Here is a 20542-nt window from a genome sequence, read left to right as displayed (position 1 = left end):
CCTAAAGAGGACAAGGAATTGTCCTTTTAATTTTTTAAAGTATCTAATATCTCTTTAAAGTTTGGAAAAGAAGTTAATATACAATCAACATCTTCTATTTCCATACCTGAATTTAATCCAGCAATTGCGAAACTCATTGCAATTCTGTGATCTCCATGGGAGTTAATTACAGCTTTTTGAAGTTTTCCACCAGTTATTTCATAACCATCTTCAAACTCTGTATAATTTACACCACAAAGCTTTAAGTTATTTACAACTGAGCTTATTCTATCACTCTCTTTTACTCTTAACTCTTTTGCATTTGATACTTTTGATTTTCCATTTGCTAAACTCATAGCAATACTAAGTGCAGGGAGCTCATCTATAAGCCATGAAATGTTTTCGCTAACATCTACACCATTTAATTCTTTATTGGCTACTACAATGTCTCCTATTGGCTCATATACATTTTCTTTTTCAATAAACTCAACATCTGCACCCATTCTTTTTAAAACTTGATAAGCCTCTATTCTAGTTGGGTTTAAAGTTACATTTTTAATTGTTACTTTTGCCTTTGGTGTAATTGCTGCTGCAAGAGCAAAGAAAAATGCAGAACTAGGATCTGTTGGTACTGTTATATTTAAAGGTTTTAAAGATGAAGTTAGTGGATGGATATGTATAAATCCTTCACTATCATTTTCTAATTTTGCACCCATACCTCTTAACATTCTCTCTGTATGATCTCGTGTTAGTTCATTCTCTTTATATTTTGAAATGCCATTAGCCCTTAGCGCTGCTAGAATCATAGCTGATTTTACTTGCGCAGAATCAACAGGTGAGTGGTAAGTAAAAGCTTCTAATTTTTTTACACCTCTTATAAAAAGTGGTGCTTTATTTCCATCTTCTCTACCATCAATTTTAGCGCCAATACTTCTAAGTGGGTCTGCAACTCTTTTCATGGGTCTTGAGTGAAGATATTTATCTCCTACAAGGGTAAAAGCTCCATCAATAGAAGCTAAAAAACCACAAAAAAGTCTCATGGCTGTTCCAGAATTTCCACAATCTAAAACGTTAGCTGGTTCACTTAGGAATTCTTTTGGTGTAATAGTAACAGTTGAGCCATCTCTTTGTATAGTTGCACCTAATTGTTCAACTATTGAAAGAGTGTTTAATGTATCTTCTGCTGTTAAGAAGTTCTTGATGTGTGATGTTTCATTACTTAGTAATGAAAACATTGCACATCTGTGGGAGATTGATTTATCACTTGCAATATTATCAATTACTATGTCAAATGGCTTACTTAAAGCATCTATGCTAAAACTTTGCATTTATCTTATTCCTATTCCTAAGGCTGTATTTAATTTATCTAAAATAGTACTCATTGTTTTTGTAATATCTTCTTCTTCTAGTGTTTTTTCAAAACTTTGTAGAACAAATCTTATTGTTAAACTCTCTTTGTCTCCTAGTTTTTCATCACTATAAGTATCTACTAAATTAAACTGTTGGATTGTATCATCCTCAATACTATTAATTACATTTCTTATTCTAGAGTATGAAATACTTTTTGGAACAATTAAGCTTAAATCTCTTTTTGAAGCTTGGAATTTTGAATATTCATTTGCTTTTACTAAAGAGTTTTCAATTTTATCAAAATCAATCTCAGCAATAAACGTATCTGGTAAATCATAATCATTTGCAACATTTGGATGTAATTTAGAGATGAAACCAATTATTTTATTGTCTACAATTACACTAGCATTTTGATATGGATGAATTAATGAATTGGTAATTTCATTCATTGGTTCTAAATCAAAGCTTCCAATACTATTTGCTATTTTTTTAGAAAATGTGAAAAAGTCAATTAGTTTTGGTTTTCCATTATTTAAAAAAGATTCATGCTCTCTATCTCCACTAAAAATAAAAGAGATTTTTTTTGACTCTTTTCTAGCTGTGTCAAAAACTGTACCAATTTCAAAGAAGGCAACTTTTTTAAACCCTTGTTTGAAGTTATTTGAACAAGCTTCTATTAGGTTTGTTATTATAGTTGTTCTGTAAGTATTTAGTTCATTTACAATTGGATTTAAAATATCAAGTTTTTCATCAACTGTATCAAGATTATATTTTACTAAAGTCTCTTTGCTTGTAAAAACATAAGTTAATGTTTCAAAAAAACCATCTTCAATAGCTTTTGCTCTTATTTTATTTTTTTTGATTATTTTTTCAGATGCTTCATTTACTCTATTTACTTCTTCTATTTGCAATGGAGTTGATTCAATATTATCAATACCTACTATTCTTACAACTTCTTCTGTAATATCTGCAATATTTTTTATATCATGTCTAAAAAGTGGAACTTGAACTGATAAAACACCTGAACCACCATCTCTTACGATAAATCCCAATCCACTTAATATCTTTTCAATTTTTACTTTTGTAAATGTTTTTCCAACAATTGAACTTACTCTTTTAATACTTACATCTATTGATAATCTCTCTTTATCTTCTGTAAATACTTCATATCCTCTATAAAGTTTTGCACCAAATTTAGAGATTAATGTTGTGAAGTATTCCATACCAGATTCAATATTTGGCTCAGATCCTCTTGATGTTTTATAATATACTTCACCTGTTTTTATTTTTTTCTCAAATACATTTTTTGATAACTCTTCAGGGTTATTATATGAAGCTTCTAGAATATATGTATTATCTTCTTTATTGATTGCTTCATTTTTAATACTAATAGTACTTAATCTTTCTTTCCCATAAACTTCGTCAAATCCATTTTCAGATTTTTTAATATGAAGTACTGATAATTCATTTAAAGTGTCACAATCAGATTTTGCATAAGCATGTAGTGTAACACCTGTTGTGTGAGTAGAATATGTTAAAATATTTTCAATATCACAATCTTTATAAAGGTCTAAAATAGCAACTCTTAATTTGTATAATAGAGGAACTTTTAACTCTTCAAAATCACCAGCTTTGTAAATTAGTGAAGAGTTAATTGCACTTTCACACTCAATTTCAAGCAATTGTCCAATTCCCTTATCATTGTATTCTAAGTTCTTTTCTTGCTCATATATATTTATTCCATAACAAGCACTTAATTCTCTAGCAACGCCATGAATACTTAAACAATCACCTCTATTTGCTGTTAATTCTATATCAATAATATCATCATTGATAAGTCTATATTCATTTAATTCTTTTCCAATAATTAATTCACCAATTGAATCATCAAGTTCTAAAATACCATCATTTAATTTAGGAAGTCCAAGTTCTGTTGAAGAACAAATCATACCTAATGATTCTACACCTCTTAGTTTTGCTTTTTTTATTTTAAAATCAGCTCCAAGAACACAACCAACTGTTGCAACAGGAACATATTGCCCCTCTGCCACATTTTTAGCACCACATACTATTTGAGAAACTTCACTTCCAATATTCACTTGACAAATTGATAATTTATCTGCATCAGGATGTTTCTCTTTTGATTCAATATATCCAACTACTACACCAGAAGGTATTCTAACCTTTTCTAGTGAATCAACTTCTAAACCAATTGAGTTTAATTTTTTGCAAATATCGTTTATATCAATTTTTGATATATCTATAAAATCTTCTAGCCATCTTTTTGTAATTATCATTTAAATTGTCCTAATAGTCTTAAATCACTTTCAAATAGAGACCTTAAATCTCCAATATTGTGAATTAGCATAGCAAATCGTTCTACTCCTAATCCAAAAGCATAACCTGAAACATCTTCATATCCAACAGATTTAAATACATTTTCATCTACAATTCCACAACCTAAAACTTCAAGCCAGCCTGTGTATGAACAAACTCTACAACCTTCACCTTCACAAAATACACAAGAAATATCAACTTCAGCTGAGGGTTCTGTAAAAGGGAAAAATGATGGTCTAAATCTCACTTCAACATTTCCAAACATATGTTTTAAAAACTCTTCAAGTACATGTTTTAAGTTAGCAAATGAAATTTTATCAGAACTATCAACAACCAACCCTTCGATTTGATGAAACATAGGTGTATGAGTAATATCATAGTCTCTTCTAAATACTGTACCTGGTGCTATCATTCTTATTGGGGGTTTTTGTGATAGCATTGTTCTTATTTGTACAGGAGAAGTATGAGTTCTTAAAAGTGTATAGTCTTTATTGTAAAAAGTATCTTGCATATCACGTGCTGGATGATATTTAGGAAGATTTAGTGCTTCAAAGTTATGAAAATCATCTTCTACTAAAGGCCCTTCTTCAACTGAAAAGTTTAAGTTTTGAAAATATGTAATGATTCTATCCATTGTATCTGCAACTGGATGAAATGCCCCACATGTTAGGTTAGTATTAAATCTAGAAACATCAATTTTTTCTGCTTCAAGTTTTTTATTTAATTCTATTTTTTCTAAAATCTCTTTTTTTACTTCTAAAGCATTGTTTATTTCAACTTTATTATTATTAAGATTTTGTGCAAAAGCTTTTTTCTCTTCATTTGGAATATCTTTTAATCTTGCAAACTCTTTAGTTAAGAAACCTTTTTTACCAAGTATCTCAATTCTTAGATTTTCTAAGGTTTCTATAGAATCAGCAGATTCTATTTTTTCGATCCACTCTCTCAATTATTTCCCCTATTTTCATTTATATAAAAGGTGATTATTGTACTTAAGTTTTTATTAGAGTTTGGTTATAATAAAATTTAATACTATTAAAAGGAATTATAGATGTGCATTTTTTGTAAAATTGTAAATGGAGAAATTCCAAATAAAACTATTTTAGAAGATGAAAAATTTTTAGCTTTTGAGGATATCAATCCTTCATGTAAAGTACATATTTTAGTTATCCCAAAAGACCACTACACCTCATTTGATGTAGTACCACCTAAAATAATGGCTGGCATGACAGAGTTTATTCAAAAAGTTGCTTCAAAATTAAATTTAAGAGATGATGGCTATAGACTTATCACTAATATTGGTGAACAAGGTGGGCAAGTTGTGCATCATTTACATTTTCATATTTTGGGTGGAGAGTATGTTGGAAGATTAGTTGGGGATAAAACAAAAGAGTAAAAAAAGAGATTTTCTCTTTTTTACTATTTTTGAGTAAAGCTACCTAAAGACATCAATTTTTGATATCTTTTTTCGTATCTTTCTTCTTTTGATAGCTCTCTTATTTCATTTACTGATTCAATAAAATAATCACCTAAAGCTTTTATTGCTTCTTCTTTTGATCGATGAGCTCCTATTAAAGGTTCATTTATAACATCATCAACTAAGTTAAGACTTTTTAGTGAATCTGCTGTGATTTTTAAAGAGTTAGCTGCAGTTTCAGCTTGAGCTGGGTCATTCCATAAAATAGCAGCACAACCTTCTGGTGAAATAACTGCATATACTGAGTATCTCATCATTGCTAATTTATCAGCAACTGAAATTGCTAGTGCTCCACCTGAACCACCTTCTCCAATCACAACTGATACAGTTATCGCATCAATATCTGAGAATTCGTATAAGTTTTTAGCGATAGCTTCTGATTGATTTCTCTCTTCAGCTCCAATACCTGGATATGCACCTGGAGTGTCCACTAACATTAGTATTGGTAAATTGAATTTTTCAGCTAATCTTGCAGCTCTTAGGGCTTTTCTATATCCTTCAGGACTTGGCATACCAAAATTTCTTTTTAGTTTATTTTTAGTACCTCTACCTTTTTGCTCACCAATTACAACTACTTTTTCATTACCTATTTTACCTAAGTAACAAACTATTGCATTGTCATCATTAAAATGTCTATCACCATGTATTTCATAAGCATCTGTTAAAAGACCTCTTATATAATCCATAGCATAAGGTCTATCTGGATGACGTGCAAGTTGAAGTTTTTGGTAATCAGTTAAATTTTTGAAAGTTTTTTCAACTTCTTTTTCTAACTTTTTTTCTAGAATTTCAACTGCATGCTCATCAGATTTAGTTTTTGCAATTAGTATATCTTCTTCAATAGCTTTAATTTTTTCTTCAAATGTCAAATAAGTTGGCACTTCATTCCTTTTATTAAAAAGATTTAGATTTTAATATAAATTATTTTGTATATTTTTTAAATATAACTGAACCGTTTGTTCCACCAAAACCAAAGTTATTACTCATAACGATATCTAGGTCAACTTTTCTAGCAACATTTGGAACATAATCCAAGTCACACTCTTCATCTTGATTTATTATATTGATTGTTGGGGGAATAATACCATCATTTAATGATTTTATAGCAAAAATTGCTTCTATAGCACCTGCTGCTCCTAAACAATGACCAATTTGACCTTTTGTTGATGTTACTGGAGGACAATTTTCTTTACCTCCAAATAACTCTTTGATAGCTTTTGTTTCATTTACATCACCAACTGGTGTAGAAGTTCCATGCGTATTAACATAATCAATTTTTGGATATTCTCCAGTATTTGATTTTACCATATCAAATGCAGCTCTCATTGCTCTTAGTGGACCATCCATTACAGGTGCAGTGATATGATTTGCATCACCACTTTCCCCAAAACCAATAACTTCAGCATAAATTTTTGCGCCTCTTGCTAAAGCAGAATCTAAAGTTTCTACAACTAAAGCTCCAGCTCCTTCTCCCATAACAAAACCATCTCTATCTTTATCAAATGGTCTTGATGAAGTTTGAGGGTCATCATTTCTTGTTGATAGTGCTTTCATTGCAGCAAAGCCACCAATACCAGCTCCACAAATAGCAGATTCTGCACCCACAACTAAAATATTGTCAGCACCACCTAAAGCGATTGTTTTAACTGCATCTGCTAAAGCATGTGTTGAAGCTGCACAAGCAGTTACATGAGATAAACTTGGACCTTTTAATCCATGTTCAATAGAGATAAATCCACTTAACATATTTACTAAAGATGAAGGTATGAAAAATGGAGAAATTCTTCTTGGACCTTTTAGTTCTAGTGTTCTTGAGTTACTCTCAATTGTAGAAAGTCCACCTATACCAGAAGCTGAAATAACTCCAAATCTATTTGAAATACTATCATCAACTTTATTACTACCATCACTTACAAAACCAGAATCTATCATAGCTTCTTTTGCAGCTTTAATACCTAATTGAATAAATCTATCAGCTTTTTTTACTTCTTTTTTATCCATAACTGTTGTTGGGTCGAAATTTTTTACTTCTCCTGCAATTTTAACAGAATATTCTGCTGGGTCAAAAAGAGTAATTTCTTCGATTCCACATTTTCCTGCAACTACTGCATCAAATGAATCATTTACATTGTGTCCTAAACAATTTATAGTACCTAGTCCAGTTATTACAACTCTTTTCATCTATTTAAGCTCCATTGTGATTATAATTTATTTTATTTAAATTGTTCAATTTTTTTATAAAAATTCAAAAATTTAAATAAAGAGTTAAAATTAACTCTTTATTTGACTCAAGAAAAACGTTTGTTATCTTGATTATTTATTATCTTCGATGTATTTAATAGCATCTGCTACAGTTAAGATTTTTTCAGCATCTTCATCTGGGATTTCGATGTCAAATTTTTCCTCTAAAGCCATAACTAGCTCAACAACGTCTAATGAATCTGCACCTAAGTCTTCAATGAATTTTGAATCTTCTTTAACTTCAGCTGGATCGCAATCTAATTGCTCAACTACTACTTCTTTCACATCATCTAATAATGCCATTTTTTTTCCTTTTTTAAAATTGTCCAAGAATTATACCCAAAAGCATTTAAATATTCTTTTAAATAAACTTTTTTAGCTTATACGTACAAGCCACCATTAACTTTTAATATCTCACCAGTTATATATGAAGAGTGGTCACTTAATAAAAATGCAACCGCATCTGCGATTTCACTTGGCTTGCCAAATCTACTTAGCGGGATATTTTTTTCATATTCCGCTTTTACTTCATCTTTTAATTCATCAGTCATATCTGTTTGAATAAAACCAGGAGTTACTGCATTATATCTTATACTTCTTGCAGCTGCCTCTTTTGCAAATGATTTAGTCATTGCATTTAATCCACCCTTAGAAGCAGAATAGTTTGTTTGACCTGGATTTCCCATTTCTCCAACAATTGAAGAGATGTTTACAATAGAACCAAATCTTTTTTTACCCATAACTTTAAGTGCTGCTTTACAACCAATAAATGCTGATGTTAAGTTTGCACTTATTACATCATTGAAATCTTGAACAGACATTCTAAGTGCAAGTTTATCTTTTGTAATACCTGCATTATTAACTAAATAAGATAGTTGCCCATCTGAGTCAATAATTGTATTAATTGCACTTACAAATTCATCTTCATTTGTTACATCTGCTTTTATTATTGCAGCTTTTCCTCCAGCAGCTTCGATTTCTTCTTGAATTTTAGAAGCAGCATCTGCTCCACTTCTATAATTTATCCATACTTTAAGTCCATGACCTGCAAGAGTTTTAGCGATTTGCGCACCTATTCCTCTGCTAGCACCTGTTACTAGTACATTAGAACCTGTAAATTTCATCTTTATCCTTGTTATAGTTTATAAAAATAGTTTTAATAATATCAAAATATTAATTTAATGTCTATTTATACACCTCTTTTATTATCCCAAACCCTAATATGAAGCCTATCACAATATTTATATCCAGATTCAATTGCCATATCTATAACGCTTTCACTGTGTTTATTAATTTCATCTGCACTATCACCCATAGGCATAAGATAGATATCACAATCTGGTATTATTGATGAGATTGATTCAATCTCAGCTTTAGCTTTTGAAATAAACTCTTTACTAATTACAAATTTCAAGTATGATTCTTCTGTATTTAATATGATTTTTTTGAGAGTCTCTTCATTAACTCTTTTTTTTAATGGCTCAAGGGAGTTTGAAAGTTTTACACTCATAGAGAAGATTATCTTTTTTTGATAATCTTTTGTAAAATTAATATTTAATGAAGCATTTGTCTCAATTGTAACTTTATATCCATTTGAAATATAATATTCTAATATCTCTTGAAATTCTTCGTTGTTCCAATACAAAAGTGGCTCACCACCTGTTATTACAATGTCAGTTTTATAAGAGGGTTCCAGCTTTTTAGCTTCATTTATTATTTCATCTTTGTTCATTTTATGCCATTGGTCTTTAAAAGCTGGATCAACTGCATAAAATGAATCACATGAACACTTTTTTACTCCACTTGGAGTTTCATACTCAACGGCAAAACCTTCACATCTAAAGTTGCATTTTCCAAATCTTATAAAAATAGATGGATTCCCAACAAATTTTCCTTCACCTTGAATAGTTGGACCAAATATCTCATTTATTTCAAGCATAAACTGTACTTTTACTTTTAGGAGTTTCTAAAAACTCCACGTGGGATACTTTTATAGATATTTCATCCATCTTTTTTTGTAATATTTTTAAAAGCCAAGCTGAAAGGTTTTCACTAGTTGGTACAAAATCAACTAGGATATATCCCTCATACATTTCATGTATATGAATTGGTTCCTTTTTTATAGTAGTTAAATCAAAAGTATAAAAATCTTCATTGTGATAAAGTAACTCTTTTTTGTCTTTAAAGTGTGGCAATAAAGTCTCAAACAAAGGATCATTTAAATCTAAGACAAATTTATGGTCTAAAGTATCATCTAAAAACTGTTTAAACCAATTTAGGTGTTTAAAATCAGTTACCATTCCATTTTTTAAATTTGAACTTTCTAAGTGAACTATTACTTTGCCTTGATGTCCATGCAAGTGTCTGCACATCAAACATGAATCTAGTGAAAAATCAGGGTTTAACTCTTGTGACCAAACTCTATGTCCATAACAAAAATCAAACTCTTTTGAAATATTCCATCTCATCAAGAACCTTTGTATGGTATTGGATCTTTTGAATTTGCTTGGGCAAATCCATTTAATCTTAATCTACAAGAATCACAAACACCACAAGCTTCATTCTCTTCTTTATAACATGACCAAGTAAGCTCTAGTGGAACATTTAATTCAAGTGCTTTTTTCACAATTTCATTTTTGTGAAGTTTTACTAAAGGAGTTTTGATATTAATATGTGTTGATTCTCTTGTACCTTCATTGATTGCATTTTTAATTTGATTTATAAATGAATCTGTACAATCAGGATATCCGCTACTATCCTCTTCTACAACTCCAATATACATAGCTTCTGCATTCTCTTTTTCAGCAACTGCAGCTGCAATAGAAAGAAAAATACCATTTCTAAATGGCACATAGGTAATTGGAACACCAGGTTTAACTCCATCAACTGGAACATCAATATTTGCATCAGTTAAAGCACTTGCTCCAATTTGTGTGAAAAATGGTATATCAATTTCATATTTATTTTTAACCTTTAAACTTTCACATACATCCCTAAATGCTTTTAATTCTCTATTTTGTGTTCTTTGCCCATAATTAAAATGAATAGCAATAATTTCATAGCCTTCATTTTTAGCAATATATGAAGCAAGTGTGGAATCCATTCCTCCACTTAATATACAAATAGCTTTTTTACTCATAAGTTATATAATCCTTTTTTTCATTACAAAAATATTTCCAGTTTATTGGTAATACTTTTACAATGTGATTTTCATTTAATTTTGTTATATCTTCATTTAGTACAATAAATGAGTTACATTCGCTTAAGATTGATATCATACCTGGACTCTTTTTATCAGATGGATTGAATTTTTCTCCATCAAAAAAACCAGGGACAAGAGTTAATCTCCCTTTTTTATTTAATAAGTCTTTACCTAGTTTTGTTGTAATGAAATTATGGTAAAAGTTTTTTGAACCAAGCATTTTTTGAATAATTATTTTTCCAATCATTTCAAAAACCATAGCAGAAGCTAGAGGATTTCCTGGAAGATTTAAAATATAGGTATCTTTTATTTTACCAAAGATTGTTGGTTTGCCTGGTTTTACAATAATACCATCAAATAAAGTTTCTAAACCAACTTGAGTAAAAGACTCCCTTGTAAAATCTGCTTCTCCAACAGAAACACCACCAGAGGTAACTATTAAATCTGCATTTAAAGAGTTGTTTATATACTCTTTTATTGATTCAATTGAATCATTTGCTTGCCCAATAAAACTCACATCACAGCCTAATTCTTGAGCTCTTGAAATAAAGGTAGGAGTATTTGAATTATATATTTGATACTCTTTTATTGGCTGATAATGAAGTTTTAACTCTTCCCCTGAAGCAAAAACTACAACTCTTGGTTTTTTGTAAACTTTTATATGAGAAACACCTTGCGAAGCTAAAAGGGTGACTTTTGAAAAGTTTATTTCATCACCTATATCAATAAGAAGTTCACCTTTTTGTATATCTTCTCCTACAAATCTAACATGTTGCATCTTTTTTACATCATAATTTATTTTAATCTTATTTCCAATGACTTCAACATCTTCTTGGGCAATAACAGCTTCACAGTTTTTTGGAACTCTAGCTCCTGTCATCACTTTTATACTAGTTCCAGATTCAATTATATCTTGGTTATCATCACCTGCAAATATTTTATTTGTTACAAATAGTTCTTTATCTTTATCCTCAAATAAAATTGCATATCCATCCATTGCAGAGTTATTAAATTTTGGTAAAGAACTTGTTGCATATATTTTTTGGGCACTAATTCTTGATGTTACATTTTCAATAGGGACTATTTCAAAATCTTTTATTTTAATAGAATTTATAATTATATTTAAAGCCTCTTCAACCGATACACTCATATAAAATCCTTTTACTTATACCTATGCTTAAGTCTGATATAATACCAAAATTTTTTAAAAGTGAGATAAACATGGATTTAATGCAGGATTCAATAGATACACACGTTTTTTTTATTTATATTTTTATATCTGTGATGATAATTAATTTTTATAGCGTTTATAATATAGGTAATTTTGTAAAATTGGCAAAAAGATTAAAATTTTTAACACCTTTATACCATACTTTAAACGCAGTTATTATTTATACAGGAACTATTGTTGCTTTTTATGAAAAAATATTTAGTTTTACAATATTTATTATGATTGCAGCCTCAATTGCAGTAATGGTATTAGAAATTAAACGATTTAAAAAGATGAGAGTTATTAAAGTAGCAGATATAGAATTGCAAGAGGAGTTTTTGAAATTTTCTAGGAAAATATATCTTATTGAAATCGTAATAATTATTTCTACATATATTATTAGCAAGATATTCTAATGCAATTTATTTATTCTTCTGAAGCATCAAATGAAACGCTAAAAGTAGATGGAGATATTTACAAATATCTTTTTAAAGTAAGACGTGAAAAGATTGGTTCAACTATTTATTTTAGAAATCTTGTTGATAGTTATATCTATAAATATGAGATTTTTGATATAACAAAAAAAGATGCAACCCTAAGACTTCTTGAAAAAGAAGAAAAAAGTCTAGAGTCTAACAAAAAATTCCATCTTATATGGGCCATTGTAGATCCCAAAACAATAGAGAAACAACTTCCCTATCTAAATGAAATAGGTGTGGATAAAATAACTTTCTTTTATGCAGATTATTCACAAAAGAATTTCAAATTAAATCTAGAAAAATTTGAAAAAATATTGATTAACTCTTCTCAACAGTGTGGAAGAAGTTCAATTATTAAATTGGAGATATTAAACTCTTTATCAGAAGTTATAAAAATCTATGATGACGCTTTTATTTTTAATTTCTCAGAAAATTATATTGATAATAATAAAGAGATAAGAAGAATAATTGTTGGATGTGAGGGTGGGTTTTCCTCTAATGAGTTAGAAAACTTTTCTAGTGAAAAAATTGTGGGAATAAATTCTAATCTAATTTTGAGAAGTGAAACAGCAGTTACAGTAGTAGCAGCCAAGCTACTACTATAAAAGAATTACCACTCTCTAACTATTGAGTGACATCTTGAACATGCATTAAGCATATCTGAATATGCATTAGCAGCATTAACGTAAGCTTTTTCATCTACGTTAAGTTCTAATACATTTAAATCTAAGCTTATTCTTTTTGAAGCATTTTCAGCAACATTTATCATGTGTTTTTTATCTTTTGGTAAAAACTCTTTTATGATTTTTTCATCTGAAAAAAGTGCATTACCTTCATCAACAAGTTTTGCTCCATCTTTAATTAAAGCAATATTACTATTAATGAATCCTTTTTGAATTAAAGTCATACCTTCATCCATCATAGACATAGATTTTTGCATAACGTTTTCTGCATTTGCAACACTAAAACTAAGAGTTGCAATAAGTGCTAATTTGATTAATTTCATATTTATTTTCCTTTTAATAAAGAGGATGCTTAATGCATCTCTCTCCATTGTTTAACTTTCCATAACCAAGCAAATATTGCAAAGATTACTAAATAGATTAGGAATTTAGGTCCTAACTCTTCTCTCTCTGCTTTTTTAGAGTCACCAACTTCTTCTAAATAACTAATAACTTGTGTTTCAGCTTGTTTTGTTAACCCAACTCTTGGCATTGCTGTACCTTCAAGATGTTTTTGTGGATTATTTATAAATTCATGTAAATACTCATGACCTCTTGATCTAATATATTGAGATAAATCAGGTGGGTATTTACCCATGTAGCCTTTGATATTTGCATCTGGAGTGAAAGCAGCCATTGAACCACCTTTCATATCTCCATATTTAATAGAGTGACATCTTTGACAAGCATCAGCATATACTTCTTTATTTGTCATCTCTTCTGGAGCGATTGATTGTAAATAAGCAACAATATCAGCTATTTCTTGTGGTTGCATCCAGTCATAACCTGGCATTGGATGAACTTTTCCATCAGTATATTTATGTGAAACATTAGATGCTTTTGCAGGATTTTTAATAAAAGCAGCTAAATAATCAGCATTATAAAGTTTTCCAGCAGTACTTAAATCTGGTGGAACAACTCCATATGCTGCAGCACTGCTAGCATTATCCATTAGTGCTGGGAAATTTGCTTTTTCAATTCCGTGACAAGCTGTACAGTTAGATTGAACTAGCATTGCACCATCACTTGCATTACCTTTAAGACCATTTAATCCATCTACATCTTTGAACTCATAATCAGGAGCTTCAACGTGAGGGTGCATTTGCGAGTGTGCAAATGGTTCAACACCCCAGTATGTAATTAGCGTAAGAGCTACTACTACTGCTAAAATCTTTAATTCTCTCATACGTCACCCCTTTTCTTAGCATCGCACTTCGTAACAAATGGTAATACCAAGAATATTAAAATAAATGCAACAGCAGCTACAAACCCAATATATGCATTTGTTCCTGTAGGAGGCAATTTACCCCAAATTGTTAATACAATCAAGTCTGCCATTAAAATCCAGAACCAAATAAAAAATTTAGGTCTTTTGTGCGCTGGCAAGATTTTAGGATCTCTATCTAGGAATGGTAATACTAAGAAAATAGCATTAGCAAATCCAAAGGCCATTAAACCAATGTCAAATGCTTTTATAGGACCTACATCAAAGAAGAAACCTCTCAATACTTCGTATGACCATAGGAAATACCACTCAGGATAAATGTGAGCAGGGGTAACCATGTTATCTGCAGGATCAAAGTTAACTGGATCCATAGCAAAGTTATAGTGGAAGAATACTAAGTAAAAATAGAATAATAAGAAGATACCAAGTACTGCTAAATCTTTAGAGATAAATACAGGCCAGAAAGGAATAACTTTTGACTCTTTTTTATTTCCAGAAAGATATTTTTCAGCTTCTGCATCAAAATCTAACTCTTCAGAAGTTTGATTATTTACGTGTGGAATTCTTAATGTATAAAAGTGTAATCCAATAAGTCCCATAATTGCAACTGGTAATAAGAAAACATGTAGCATAAAGAATCTTGTTAATGTAGCATCAGCAACATTAAAGTCACCTCTAATCCAAACTACAAGAGCATCACCAATAACAGGCACTCCACCAAATAAGTTTGTAATAACCATTGCTGCCCAGTAAGACATTTGTCCCCATGGTAACATATATCCAGAGAATCCTGCTGCTGAGAATGTCATAAATAATAACATACCAGAAATCCAAATCATCTCTCTACCTTGTTTATAAGAACCATAATAGATACCTGTAAACATGTGAATATATATAATTAAGAAAATTACAGAAGCTGCAACACCATGCATATGTCTAAATAGCCAACCGTATGCAACTTCTTGCATAATAGTATAGTTAACAGAATCAAATGCTAAATTAATATCTGGTTTGTAATACATCATCAAGAAAATTCCTGAGATAATTAAAATACCAAATGTTGTTGCTAAAAGAACACCCATAGCCCATAAAAAGTTAATATCTTTTGGAATCCAATATTCAGTCATCATAACTTTATTGAATGTTGTAAGATTTAATCTTTGGTCTAACCACTCACCAACAGAGTTTGCTTTTTCAAATTTTGCCATTTTACTCTCCTAAGCTTGTGTTGCTAAATAAGCAGCAATTTTTTCAGATTCAGGACCAGTATTACCTAAAACAATAGTAGTTCCTTCAACTTTAAATGGAGGTAAATCAAGAGGTCTTGGAGGAGGACCAAAAGTTTGCTTAGCACTTGGGTTAAATTCCCCACCGTGACATGCACATTTCCATTTGTCTTTTTTCCATGCTGGAATACAACCTAAGTGTGTACAAAGACCAATAGCAACAGTATATCTATCACTACCTACAACTAAATCTCTATCTGAAGATTCCATTTCAGCCGTTTTTTTAAGAACAAAAATTGGCTTTCCTCTCCATGTAAATGTTTCTGGTTCACCTGCTTTAAGTGGAGCTAAGTCGATTGTTGTAAACCCACCAGCAAGTACACTTGGAAGTGGATCCCATGCTTGTTTCATACCAACAAGCGACGCAGCACCACCAACTGCAGCAACTGCAGCAAATGAGTAACCAAGAAAATCTCGTCTATTAATTTCATTAGACATATTTGGCTTCCTTTTTTTAAAATTAAAATCTAGTCATTATATTTAACAATATCTTAAATATATATGACTAAGGTCAAATCATATCGATAAAATAGCAAAACGTGTCTAAACTACACATTATATGGATTGTAGAAGAAATTATAGGGGTAGAATTGACCCTATAATTATAAGTTTAAGTTATATTATGAAGAGATAAATTCAATTATTTTAGATTCTATGTCTTCTTTATTTACAACATCATTATGTAAAATAGTAGAATTAAATAGTTCTGAAATGACATTAGGTATTTTTACATTACACTCTTTTGAAATATTTTCTAAAGCGACTTTGTCATCATATTTTTCATTATTTTCATATAAAGCATTTAAAACAGTTGGTGAAAACTTTGTCCATTCTGCTGTTGAATACATAACAGTTTTTAAATTTTTCTCTTTTAAATGTTCATATGCTTTTATACAAGTTGCTGTGTGTGGATCCATGATATAATTTTTATTTGAGTATTTTTTAATTATTTTTACTCCATATTCATCATTTGACTCAATTGCAGAAAAATATTCTTGAAGTTTTTCTGTTTCGTTTTGATTCATTTTAAAATATAGTTGTTCATTTAAAGAATCCATCAACTCTTTTGTTCTATTAGCCCCACAAATACTAAAAATAACTCTTTCTATATTTGAGGATTTTAAAATATCCATTGCTGGTGATTTTGTAAGTTGTAAATTTTTTCCTCTAATATCATAAGTACCAGTGTTTATCCATTGAGTTAAAATATTATTTTCATTTGAAGCTACTAAAAGTTTTTCAATTGGCACACCCATATTGAGTGCATAAAATCCACCTAATACATTTCCAAAGTTTCCACTTGGAACTATTAGATAAATTTTTTCGCCAAATGTTATTTCATTTTGTTTTAATAGTTGGATATATGACCAAAAGTGATAGATTATTTGGAATATTATTCTTCCAAAGTTCACTGAATTTGCAGCACTTAGTTTTATACCATCTTTTTCTAATTCATCTTTAAAAGATTTAGAAGCCAATAAATTTTTAAGTGCAGTTTGTGCATCATCAAAGTTTCCTTTGATACCTATTACCTTTAAATTAGTTCCATTTTCACAAACCATTTGTAATCTTTGAACATCACTAGTTCCACCACTTGGATATAAACAAGCTACTTGAATATTCTCTTTATTTTTAAAAGTATTAAGTGCAGCTGGTCCTGTATCTCCTGATGTTGCTGCTAAGATTAGGTATTTTTCCTTTTTCTTTTTTGCAATTGAACTTAAAATAGAACCAAATGGTTGCAACGCCATATCTTTGAAAGCTCGCGTTGGACCATGATATTGTTCATGTACGAAAAGGTCGTCTTCTATTTTTACAACAGGACAAGGATTTGAAGCATCATCAAAATTATCATATAAATCTAAAGCTTTATTAATTTCCTCTTCATCAATATCTATCTCAAAAGCTTTTAATATGTCATATGCAAGCTCTTTGTAGCTTGAGTTTAGATGATTTTGTAAAAAATTATCTTCTAATTTTGGTAGCTCTTTTGGAACATAAAGTCCTCCAAAAGAAGCACTTGGGCTTAAAATTGCTTCACTAAAGCTTATCTCTTTTGCTTTAATTCCATCATTTCCTCTTGTCTCTATAAAATTCATTTTTATTCCTTAAAATAGTCCCTTTACATAGGGACTTTAACTTCTTTAATCATTTAATAATTTTTCTAAATCTATTCCATTGTTTGGATTATCTTTTCTTACAAATTGTGTACCAATTCCATCATTTGTAAATAGTTCAAGAATAATTGAGTGTTCAACTCTTCCATCAATTATATGGGCTTTATTTACTCCATTGTAAATTGCATCAATACAAGAATCAACTTTTGGAATCATACCACCTGCAATTGTTTCATTTTTTTTGTAAAACTCAACATCTTCTTTATCTAGTGAGTTTAAAAGGTTTTTATCTTTATCAAGAACTCCTAAAGTATCTGTTAAGAACAGAACCTTTTGTGCTCCAAGTGCAATGGCAACTTTACTAGCAGCCACATCTGCATTGATATTAAATCCAGGATGTCCAGGCTCTTTTGCATCTGCTATTGGAGCAATAACTGGAATAAATCCTTCATTTATAAGATTTGTAAGCATTTTTCCATTTATTTGTGTTATTACACCTGTATATCCAAACTTACCACCATCTTTTGCTTCTGCTTGAATTATTGATGAATCTTTTCCTGATATTCCTATAGCTTTTGCGCCATGATGATTTAATAGTGAAGTTATATTTTTATTAATTTCTCCACTTAACACCATCTCCACAACTCTCATACTATCGCCACAAGTAACTCTGTGTCCATCTACAAATTCAGAATGAATCTCTAACTTTTTTAACATTTCAGAAATTCTAGAACCGCCACCATGAACAATTACTGGCTTGATTCCTACAAGTGAAAGAAGTGCAATATCTTGTGCAAATTTTTCTTGAAGATCAGGAGAAGTTTGTGCACTTCCCCCATATTTGATTACAATTACTTTTCCATAAAATTTCTTGATATATGGAATAGCATCAAGGAGGGTTTGTACTTTATGAGCTTTTTTTTGCATAGGTTATTTGACCTTTTCTTTAGTATTGTATTTCTATAAGTTGGGCATTATACTAAAAAGTAGCTTATTTATAAAATGATTTTAATTTAATGTGTAATAAAAAAAGTAGTTATAAGGTATTAAAGTTAGAAAACTAACTTTAATACTGTTGCTCATTTAGTTCACTGTCTTTTATTAGGTCTGGTGAGAATATAACAGATTTATTTCTACCAGTATCTTTTGCATTATACAAGGCAAGATCTGCAAATTTTAGACATTGCCAAAAATTGTCTGTATGTAGTGGGAAAATTGAAGAACCAATACTTATTGTTTTGTTGAAAGTGATTGTTCCCGCTGGTATCTCTTTTTTTGAGAAAGCTATTCTTATTTTCTCTGATACATCAAATAAATAATTTTCATCACAATTATAAAGCAGAACAACAAACTCTTCTCCACCATATCTTATAACTGTGTCAGATTCTCTTGTATTTTCAATTAGTGTTTGGGAAATTACTTTTATTGCTTGATCCCCCACATCGTGTCCATAATTGTCATTAATCATTTTAAAGAAATCTATATCTACCATTAAAATACCATATTTTATATCAGAACGTTTTACTTGTGATATCATTGTTTTAACTGACTCTTCAAGATATTTTCTATTAAAAAGGCCAGTCAAAGGGTCTGTTCTTGCCGTTAGTTCTAATATTTGCATAAGTTTTTTACTAACTATTTCAGGTTTTGCAGCATCAATATAATCTTGTATTGATGGAGATAAAGCACGTACTCTTTCATTCTCTTCTTTTGTATCACAAATAATTGATACAATAAAGTCTAAATCATTTGAAATTGAATAAGGAATACATATGTAATATTTATTTGTGTCATGATTGAACTTGTCACATATATCATGGAACTGACATGAATCAACAAGGGTATTTGTTCTATCTGCTCTACAACCATCCTGTGCAGCACAGTGAATCTCTTTTTCAACATAAACAATTTCTACATTCTTATGGGTAGTATCAGCTTCAATAAAATTAAAATCCGATAATTTAAATTTGTCTTTAAGTACATAGGCTAACCGGTCATATACTTCATTTATATATTCATCATGTTCTATTGTTTTTCTAAATCTATAAATATCAGCAAGTCGATTAACTGTTAATTTTACATCAATAAGTGGATCTTCTTTTTTTGTTTTTTGATGAACTAAAAAGACATTGATTTTTTGTTCGATATCATCTAGGGTTGTTTGAAGTTTTTCCAATAAACTGTCAATCCAACTTGCTACTGAATCACTCTCTTTACCATTTGTTAAACCAATTCTATCTGAGTAGTCACCTTTTTGTGCTTTTTTCATAACACGATTTATTGAATCAAATAGCATTAAAAATGGTGAGATAAGTCTATTTACAAAAATTAATATAAAAATAATCAGTACTAATGCAATAACAATGGTATTTCCAACAGTTATAATACCAACTTCTTTTATATCATCAACAGACATACTAATTGTTATTGCCCCTAATGTATCACCACTTTTTGCAGTAGTATGACAAGATAGACAATCTATAGTTCCCTCTGATGAACCAATATAGGGAATAGTTATTCTATAAGAACTTTTACCAAAGATTTTTTCATCAATTACTGCTTTTTCTTTTCCTGTGTGCAATACTTCTTCATCAATACTATCTCTTGCCACTTCATTATTATTACCTATACCGAACTGTTCAATAACCGCAGGTGCTCTTGATAGCCAAATATTATCGATATTTTCTAATTTTGTAATTTGTTGAAGAAATAATTCTCTATTGTCAATAACTCCATTAACCATATGGGAAGTTAAACTATGTTTTACAGTTTGAGCGATTGCTTTAGCCTTATTTTCAACACTTTGTAATCCGTAATCACGAAAATTCATTAAAATGTTTAAAATAAGGATAATGAACATAACTGCCATTACTAAAAAAAGTGAAAATGATATTTTACGTTTTGAAACCATCTGATG

21 protein-coding genes are annotated in these 20542 nt (G+C 30.0%); 3 read left to right on the top strand and 18 right to left on the bottom strand.

Annotation, left to right across the window (positions count from 1 at the left end; genetic code table 11):
• Positions 1–26: 26 nt before the first annotated feature.
• The 3 genes from aroA to pheS are packed head-to-tail and all read right to left on the bottom strand — an operon-like array spanning position 27 to position 4615.
• Positions 27–1307 (bottom strand): 3-phosphoshikimate 1-carboxyvinyltransferase, encoded by a 1281-nt coding sequence (gene aroA / locus Q0617_RS01930; protein ID WP_298749886.1) that lies wholly within the window; start codon positions 1305–1307, stop codon positions 27–29.
• Positions 1308–3626: a phenylalanine--tRNA ligase subunit beta gene (pheT, locus tag Q0617_RS01925; protein WP_298749884.1), complete on the bottom strand. Its 2319-nt coding sequence runs from the start codon at positions 3624–3626 to the stop codon at positions 1308–1310.
• Positions 3623–4615 carry a phenylalanine--tRNA ligase subunit alpha gene (gene pheS, locus Q0617_RS01920; protein WP_298749882.1) on the bottom strand — a complete coding sequence of 331 codons (993 nt, stop codon included), beginning with the start codon at positions 4613–4615 and terminating at the stop codon, positions 3623–3625. The genes pheT and pheS overlap by 4 nt, the downstream gene beginning before the upstream one ends.
• A gap of 102 nt (positions 4616–4717) precedes the next feature.
• Here pheS and Q0617_RS01915 point away from each other — a divergent pair, with 102 nt between their 5' ends.
• Positions 4718–5062 (top strand): histidine triad nucleotide-binding protein, encoded by a 345-nt coding sequence (locus Q0617_RS01915; protein ID WP_298749880.1) that lies wholly within the window; start codon positions 4718–4720, stop codon positions 5060–5062.
• A 23-nt stretch (positions 5063–5085) separates the two neighbouring features.
• Here Q0617_RS01915 and accA read toward each other — a convergent pair whose 3' ends face one another.
• The 8 genes from accA to Q0617_RS01875 all read right to left on the bottom strand — a co-directional run bounded on the left by accA (position 5086) and on the right by Q0617_RS01875 (position 11736).
• A complete protein-coding gene (accA, locus tag Q0617_RS01910) occupies positions 5086–6024 on the bottom strand; it encodes an acetyl-CoA carboxylase carboxyl transferase subunit alpha (RefSeq protein ID WP_298749878.1) in 939 nt (312 codons plus the stop codon).
• A gap of 40 nt (positions 6025–6064) precedes the next feature.
• Entirely contained in the window at positions 6065–7324 is a 1260-nt protein-coding gene (locus Q0617_RS01905; protein ID WP_298749876.1) for a beta-ketoacyl-ACP synthase II, read from the bottom strand.
• A gap of 132 nt (positions 7325–7456) precedes the next feature.
• Positions 7457–7687, bottom strand: a complete 231-nt coding sequence (gene acpP, locus Q0617_RS01900) for an acyl carrier protein (RefSeq protein ID WP_298749871.1) — start codon at positions 7685–7687, stop codon at positions 7457–7459.
• A 77-nt stretch (positions 7688–7764) separates the two neighbouring features.
• Positions 7765–8508 carry a 3-oxoacyl-ACP reductase FabG gene (gene fabG, locus Q0617_RS01895; protein WP_298749869.1) on the bottom strand — a complete coding sequence of 248 codons (744 nt, stop codon included), beginning with the start codon at positions 8506–8508 and terminating at the stop codon, positions 7765–7767.
• Between the two features lie 65 nt (positions 8509–8573).
• The gene (locus Q0617_RS01890; RefSeq protein ID WP_298749867.1) at positions 8574–9323 is read right to left on the bottom strand and encodes a 7-carboxy-7-deazaguanine synthase QueE; all 750 of its coding nucleotides are present in this window, start codon (positions 9321–9323) and stop codon (positions 8574–8576) included.
• Entirely contained in the window at positions 9316–9852 is a 537-nt protein-coding gene (locus Q0617_RS01885; RefSeq protein ID WP_298749865.1) for a 6-carboxytetrahydropterin synthase, read from the bottom strand. The genes Q0617_RS01890 and Q0617_RS01885 overlap by 8 nt, the downstream gene beginning before the upstream one ends.
• Complete coding sequence (queC, locus tag Q0617_RS01880; protein WP_298749863.1) at positions 9852–10523, bottom strand: 7-cyano-7-deazaguanine synthase QueC; 672 nt, start codon at positions 10521–10523, stop codon at positions 9852–9854. The genes Q0617_RS01885 and queC overlap by 1 nt, the downstream gene beginning before the upstream one ends.
• Positions 10516–11736 (bottom strand): molybdopterin molybdotransferase MoeA, encoded by a 1221-nt coding sequence (locus Q0617_RS01875; protein ID WP_298749861.1) that lies wholly within the window; start codon positions 11734–11736, stop codon positions 10516–10518. The genes queC and Q0617_RS01875 overlap by 8 nt, the downstream gene beginning before the upstream one ends.
• Positions 11737–11918: 182 nt before the next feature.
• On the opposite strand from Q0617_RS01875, the gene Q0617_RS01870 reads away from it, so the two are divergent.
• Entirely contained in the window at positions 11919–12212 is a 294-nt protein-coding gene (locus Q0617_RS01870) for a hypothetical protein (protein ID WP_298749858.1), read from the top strand.
• Positions 12212–12880 (top strand): 16S rRNA (uracil(1498)-N(3))-methyltransferase, encoded by a 669-nt coding sequence (locus Q0617_RS01865; protein ID WP_298749855.1) that lies wholly within the window; start codon positions 12212–12214, stop codon positions 12878–12880. The genes Q0617_RS01870 and Q0617_RS01865 overlap by 1 nt, the downstream gene beginning before the upstream one ends.
• 5 nt (positions 12881–12885) lie before the next feature.
• Here Q0617_RS01865 and Q0617_RS01860 read toward each other — a convergent pair whose 3' ends face one another.
• From Q0617_RS01860 to Q0617_RS01830, 7 genes are all read right to left on the bottom strand, one after another.
• On the bottom strand, positions 12886–13281 hold the full coding sequence (locus tag Q0617_RS01860) for a hypothetical protein (protein ID WP_298749853.1): 396 nt from the start codon (positions 13279–13281) through the stop codon (positions 12886–12888).
• 29 nt (positions 13282–13310) lie between these two features.
• The gene (locus Q0617_RS01855; protein WP_298749851.1) at positions 13311–14183 is read right to left on the bottom strand and encodes a c-type cytochrome; all 873 of its coding nucleotides are present in this window, start codon (positions 14181–14183) and stop codon (positions 13311–13313) included.
• Complete coding sequence (locus Q0617_RS01850) at positions 14180–15430, bottom strand: cytochrome bc complex cytochrome b subunit (RefSeq protein ID WP_298749849.1); 1251 nt, start codon at positions 15428–15430, stop codon at positions 14180–14182. The genes Q0617_RS01855 and Q0617_RS01850 overlap by 4 nt, the downstream gene beginning before the upstream one ends.
• Positions 15431–15439: 9 nt before the next feature.
• Positions 15440–15946: a Rieske 2Fe-2S domain-containing protein gene (locus Q0617_RS01845; RefSeq protein WP_298749847.1), complete on the bottom strand. Its 507-nt coding sequence runs from the start codon at positions 15944–15946 to the stop codon at positions 15440–15442.
• A gap of 182 nt (positions 15947–16128) precedes the next feature.
• Positions 16129–17607 (bottom strand): threonine synthase, encoded by a 1479-nt coding sequence (thrC, locus tag Q0617_RS01840; protein ID WP_298749845.1) that lies wholly within the window; start codon positions 17605–17607, stop codon positions 16129–16131.
• A 45-nt stretch (positions 17608–17652) separates the two neighbouring features.
• Positions 17653–18552: an acetylglutamate kinase gene (gene argB, locus Q0617_RS01835; RefSeq protein WP_298749843.1), complete on the bottom strand. Its 900-nt coding sequence runs from the start codon at positions 18550–18552 to the stop codon at positions 17653–17655.
• 139 nt (positions 18553–18691) lie between these two features.
• The gene (locus tag Q0617_RS01830) at positions 18692–20536 is read right to left on the bottom strand and encodes a GGDEF domain-containing protein (RefSeq protein ID WP_298749841.1); all 1845 of its coding nucleotides are present in this window, start codon (positions 20534–20536) and stop codon (positions 18692–18694) included.
• Positions 20537–20542: the final 6 nt, after the last annotated feature.

Source organism: uncultured Arcobacter sp. (assembly GCF_937982575.1).
GTDB lineage: Bacteria > Campylobacterota > Campylobacteria > Campylobacterales > Arcobacteraceae > Arcobacter.
Note: the sequence above shows the minus strand (reverse complement) of the source record. Positions and strands in the feature narration are given on the sequence as shown.

Bases quoted from the DNA above. Each gene is read 5' to 3' on its own strand.
- Q0617_RS01875 (WP_298749861.1), bottom strand. From the start codon at position 11,736: ATGAGTGTATCGGTTGAAGAGGCTTTAAATATAATTATAAATTCTATT.
- Q0617_RS01830 (WP_298749841.1), bottom strand. From the start codon at position 20,536: ATGGTTTCAAAACGTAAAATATCATTTTCACTTTTTTTAGTAATGGCA.
- queC (WP_298749863.1), bottom strand. From the start codon at position 10,523: ATGAGTAAAAAAGCTATTTGTATATTAAGTGGAGGAATGGATTCCACA.
- thrC (WP_298749845.1), bottom strand. From the start codon at position 17,607: ATGAATTTTATAGAGACAAGAGGAAATGATGGAATTAAAGCAAAAGAG.
- Q0617_RS01885 (WP_298749865.1), bottom strand. From the start codon at position 9,852: ATGAGATGGAATATTTCAAAAGAGTTTGATTTTTGTTATGGACATAGA.
- Q0617_RS01865 (WP_298749855.1), top strand. From the start codon at position 12,212: ATGCAATTTATTTATTCTTCTGAAGCATCAAATGAAACGCTAAAAGTA.
- fabG (WP_298749869.1), bottom strand. From the start codon at position 8,508: ATGAAATTTACAGGTTCTAATGTACTAGTAACAGGTGCTAGCAGAGGA.
- Q0617_RS01915 (WP_298749880.1), top strand. From the start codon at position 4,718: ATGTGCATTTTTTGTAAAATTGTAAATGGAGAAATTCCAAATAAAACT.
- Q0617_RS01905 (WP_298749876.1), bottom strand. From the start codon at position 7,324: ATGAAAAGAGTTGTAATAACTGGACTAGGTACTATAAATTGTTTAGGA.
- Q0617_RS01855 (WP_298749851.1), bottom strand. From the start codon at position 14,183: ATGAGAGAATTAAAGATTTTAGCAGTAGTAGTAGCTCTTACGCTAATT.
- Q0617_RS01890 (WP_298749867.1), bottom strand. From the start codon at position 9,323: ATGCTTGAAATAAATGAGATATTTGGTCCAACTATTCAAGGTGAAGGA.
- Q0617_RS01845 (WP_298749847.1), bottom strand. From the start codon at position 15,946: ATGTCTAATGAAATTAATAGACGAGATTTTCTTGGTTACTCATTTGCT.
- acpP (WP_298749871.1), bottom strand. From the start codon at position 7,687: ATGGCATTATTAGATGATGTGAAAGAAGTAGTAGTTGAGCAATTAGAT.
- Q0617_RS01860 (WP_298749853.1), bottom strand. From the start codon at position 13,281: ATGAAATTAATCAAATTAGCACTTATTGCAACTCTTAGTTTTAGTGTT.
- Q0617_RS01850 (WP_298749849.1), bottom strand. From the start codon at position 15,430: ATGGCAAAATTTGAAAAAGCAAACTCTGTTGGTGAGTGGTTAGACCAA.
- aroA (WP_298749886.1), bottom strand. From the start codon at position 1,307: ATGCAAAGTTTTAGCATAGATGCTTTAAGTAAGCCATTTGACATAGTA.
- argB (WP_298749843.1), bottom strand. From the start codon at position 18,552: ATGCAAAAAAAAGCTCATAAAGTACAAACCCTCCTTGATGCTATTCCA.
- pheT (WP_298749884.1), bottom strand. From the start codon at position 3,626: ATGATAATTACAAAAAGATGGCTAGAAGATTTTATAGATATATCAAAA.